Origin of the sequence: Rhodoblastus sp., assembly GCF_052145335.1 — a bacterium.
Lineage (GTDB): Bacteria > Pseudomonadota > Alphaproteobacteria > Rhizobiales > Beijerinckiaceae > Rhodoblastus.
On the sequence record NZ_JBKQOU010000278.1, the window covers coordinates 1 to 2,873 of the forward strand.

The 2,873-nt window shown below is 57.4% G+C and carries 4 protein-coding genes and 1 pseudogene; 2 read left to right on the top strand and 3 right to left on the bottom strand.

Going from position 1 to position 2,873, the window contains the following annotated elements; translation table 11 throughout:
• A partial coding sequence (locus ACLP2E_RS17360) for a hypothetical protein (protein WP_442463527.1) occupies window positions 1-188 on the bottom strand: 188 nt, incomplete at its 3' end.
• A gap of 339 nt (window positions 189-527) precedes the next feature.
• Window positions 528-854: a GNAT family N-acetyltransferase gene (locus ACLP2E_RS17365; protein ID WP_442463528.1), complete on the bottom strand. Its 327-nt coding sequence runs from the start codon at window positions 852-854 to the stop codon at window positions 528-530.
• Between the two features lie 350 nt (window positions 855-1,204).
• On the opposite strand from ACLP2E_RS17365, the gene ACLP2E_RS17370 reads away from it, so the two are divergent.
• Window positions 1,205-1,507 (top strand): hypothetical protein, encoded by a 303-nt coding sequence (locus ACLP2E_RS17370; RefSeq protein WP_442463529.1) that lies wholly within the window; start codon window positions 1,205-1,207, stop codon window positions 1,505-1,507.
• A gap of 131 nt (window positions 1,508-1,638) precedes the next feature.
• On the opposite strand, the gene ytfE is transcribed toward ACLP2E_RS17370, so the two are convergent.
• On the bottom strand, window positions 1,639-2,307 hold the full coding sequence (gene ytfE / locus ACLP2E_RS17375; protein ID WP_442466654.1) for an iron-sulfur cluster repair protein YtfE: 669 nt from the start codon (window positions 2,305-2,307) through the stop codon (window positions 1,639-1,641).
• A 177-nt stretch (window positions 2,308-2,484) separates the two neighbouring features.
• Here ytfE and ACLP2E_RS17380 point away from each other — a divergent pair.
• A pseudogene (locus ACLP2E_RS17380) lies at window positions 2,485-2,873 on the top strand (PLP-dependent transferase); the annotation flags it as partial.

Consider the following 2,873-nt stretch of genomic DNA (forward strand, 5'->3'; position numbering starts at 1 on the left):
ATAGGCCGCCGATAACGCGGCGACGTGGCCGCCGCCATACGACAGGGCGTCAGCCCTCCAATCTTGAAAACGTCTCCAAATCGGAGCGAAGTCGCTGAACCGCTGAGTTTTTCAACGGAATCCGCCACAACCGGAAATTCGCCGTTGGAGCTGGCAATCCGAGCCTTCTTCAAAAAGCGGTCGTTCAATTAAGCCAATCGATGGCGAGGTAAAATCGTTCTCGCGCTTACTTACTGGCGTCGTCATATCTCGACAAAGAGCAGCCTTGGCCGCCGTGGAACCGATTCAATGTTGCTCAAAGGGCGAATTCACTGGCGATGAGGTATAAAAATTTTCGTATGGAACCCGCGTTTTGTCCGGGGGAATGCCACGGAGGGAGTCCTAACGCCCCCGACCTGCCCCGCTGAAGGCCGAAGACTTGTAATCGTGCCGGTTCACGTGAGCCGCGGAGCCGCTTTGGAATCGCTGTGAGTTCGCGGGAGAGTGGCCGTTGGAGAAGCGACAGCGCTTTGTGCAAGGATGCGTGCTTAATGCCCGGTCGGTGGCATTTTGCCTGGCGCGACGGTCATTACGTCTTGCCATTCTGGATGCCTCTCATAGCGCGAACGGACATAAGAGCAGTGCGGGGTGATCTGGAAGCCCATAGCTCTCGCGTCGGCGATCAAAAAGTCAACCAGCGCTGCCGCCGCGCCAGTTCCCCTTAGGCTTTCGGGGGCGATAGTATGATCAGCGCTGATAAGTCCCGGACCGGAGCGCGTGAAGGTCAGCTCGGCCGCGGCATCATTGCCTGAAGCACGAGCAACATAGCGACCTCGGCCACCATCGTCCTCCTTGTCAATCTTAATCTCGGCCATGTCTTTTTCCTTCGTTGCCGATCACATTCCGATCAGCGCCGCCCGTAAAACTGGTCGTCTGGCTGGTGCGCATGGTTCCTTTAGTCTACGCAGCCTGGTGTCGTCGCGGCAAGGGCGGAGAACGAGGGCGACTGAGTCGGATTTATTCCGCTGGGCCCCCCCCAGGCAACAGCGCCCCACCTTCTATGGAAATCTCACCCATCGGAATTTGTGGGGGCCATTTCCCAAAGACGTTGCGCAGCCGCAACGAAAGATTTCACAACGCCGATAAATGTCCGCGCCTGCCCCCAACGAAATAATCAAGGCGTCGACGCCTACGACCAGGCTGGTCATCAATATGGAGCCGGCATGTGACAACCTCCCGTCGCCTCACCGGCATTCGGATCCGGCACAAAACTTCGATCAGAGTGGAAGTGACTCTTATCACGAAAGTTAGCGAAGACGCATGGCGCGCGCGCATTCATCCTGCGGAAAGGGTGGATGCCGGCGATCGCCTGCGTTTTGGCGACACGTCCGAAAACCCGGCGTGTTTTTTGGCCTTTCTGGACGCTGACGTCGTCGAAAAGCACGGCGAAACTGCTCTGCTGTCGTTTCACTTCACGGGCGGCGCGCTCGACGACGCACTCGTCCGATTGAGCCATACTTCGCCATAATGCGATTCGCTTTTCATTGTTTTTCGGCTCTGATTCTTGACGCCGTAGCTCCACTTTTGAACCTTTCGTCGGCGCACCCGTGTCCGGCTGCCGCACGACTGAATGCGGCGGCGCAGTTGTTTTTTGAATGCTCAGCCGTTGAAGCGCGGGAACAGAATGTTGTTTTCGATATGGATATGATCGATCAGATCATTGGAAAGCTTGCGCAGGCCAGAATAAAGCGCCCGCCAGGAACCGCAGGCGCCCTGGGGCGGCTGGATGTCGTGGGTGAGCGCCGCCAGATCCTCCAGAGTTTGACCGTGATCCACGTGCTCGGCTTGCATCGCGGCGATCGGGGCGCTGACCATTGGATGCCCCGCGCGAAACATCGGAAAGAGAACCAACTCCTCCTTCTCCATATGCGAACCGAGGTCGGCTTCCATTTGCGCGAGAAAATCAGCCAATCCTGTTGGAGCTTCCGGATGTTCCGAATGTACGCGTTCGACGCGCCGCGCCAACTGGATGAGTTCGGGCAACTCGCGCCGATGCGTGTCGTGATAACGGGAAATAATGAGATCGATGATCCCTTTGGAATTGTCTGGAAGGTCGGTCTGCTGCGGTATCAGTTGGGCGAGCTGCCGCTCGACGTCGGCAAGCGCGATCCCGCGTCTTTGGACGGCGCCGGCGAGTGAAATCGCGCCGCCGCAGCAATAGTCGAGTTTGTTCTCGCGGAAAATAGCGGTGGCGCCCGGAAACTGCACCGCAATTTCGCCGATGGGCATTTCACCAAAATTCAATTCCTGCACATCCAAATCTGTCATCGCCTGCCTCGTTACGAGCAAAAAAACGCCAATCGGCATGGTCAATGTTTGCGCCGCGGCAACGATAAAACTTTGCGCCTCCGCAAACTTTCATCCATTGCGGGATTCGTGGCAGGTGAACAGAATTCCTTTGCCACACGTCCTGTTAGCTGAAGCCAAACAATGAGCTCGACCGTCATGTCGAAACCGAAAAATCCAGAAACGATCGCGGCGGCCAACGGCGTCGCCGCCGATGCCGCATTCGGCGCGGTCACGCCGCCGATCGTGCTATCCAGCACCTTCACTTTCGCCGGTTTCGAACAAAAGCGCGCCCACGATTATTCGCGCGCAGCCAATCCTACTCGTGAAATGCTGGCGGACACGCTGGCGAAACTTGAAGGCGGATCCGGCGCTGTCGTTGTGTCGTCAGGCATGGCGGCTGTCGACCTGGTTTTGTCGCAACTCGCGCGCAACGATTTGATCGTCGCCCCCATGATTGTTATGGCGGCGCCTATCACCTGCTCACCGCTCGAAGCGAGCGTGGACAATTCCAGGTCGCTTTCGTCGATCAAAACGACGAGGAAATG

What these genes read in the sequence shown, in the direction of transcription:
- ACLP2E_RS17365 (WP_442463528.1), bottom strand. Translation starts at nt 854, where the DNA reads ATGGCCGAGATTAAGATTGACAAGGAGGACGATGGTGGCCGAGGTCGC.
- ytfE (WP_442466654.1), bottom strand. Translation starts at nt 2,307, where the DNA reads ATGACAGATTTGGATGTGCAGGAATTGAATTTTGGTGAAATGCCCATC.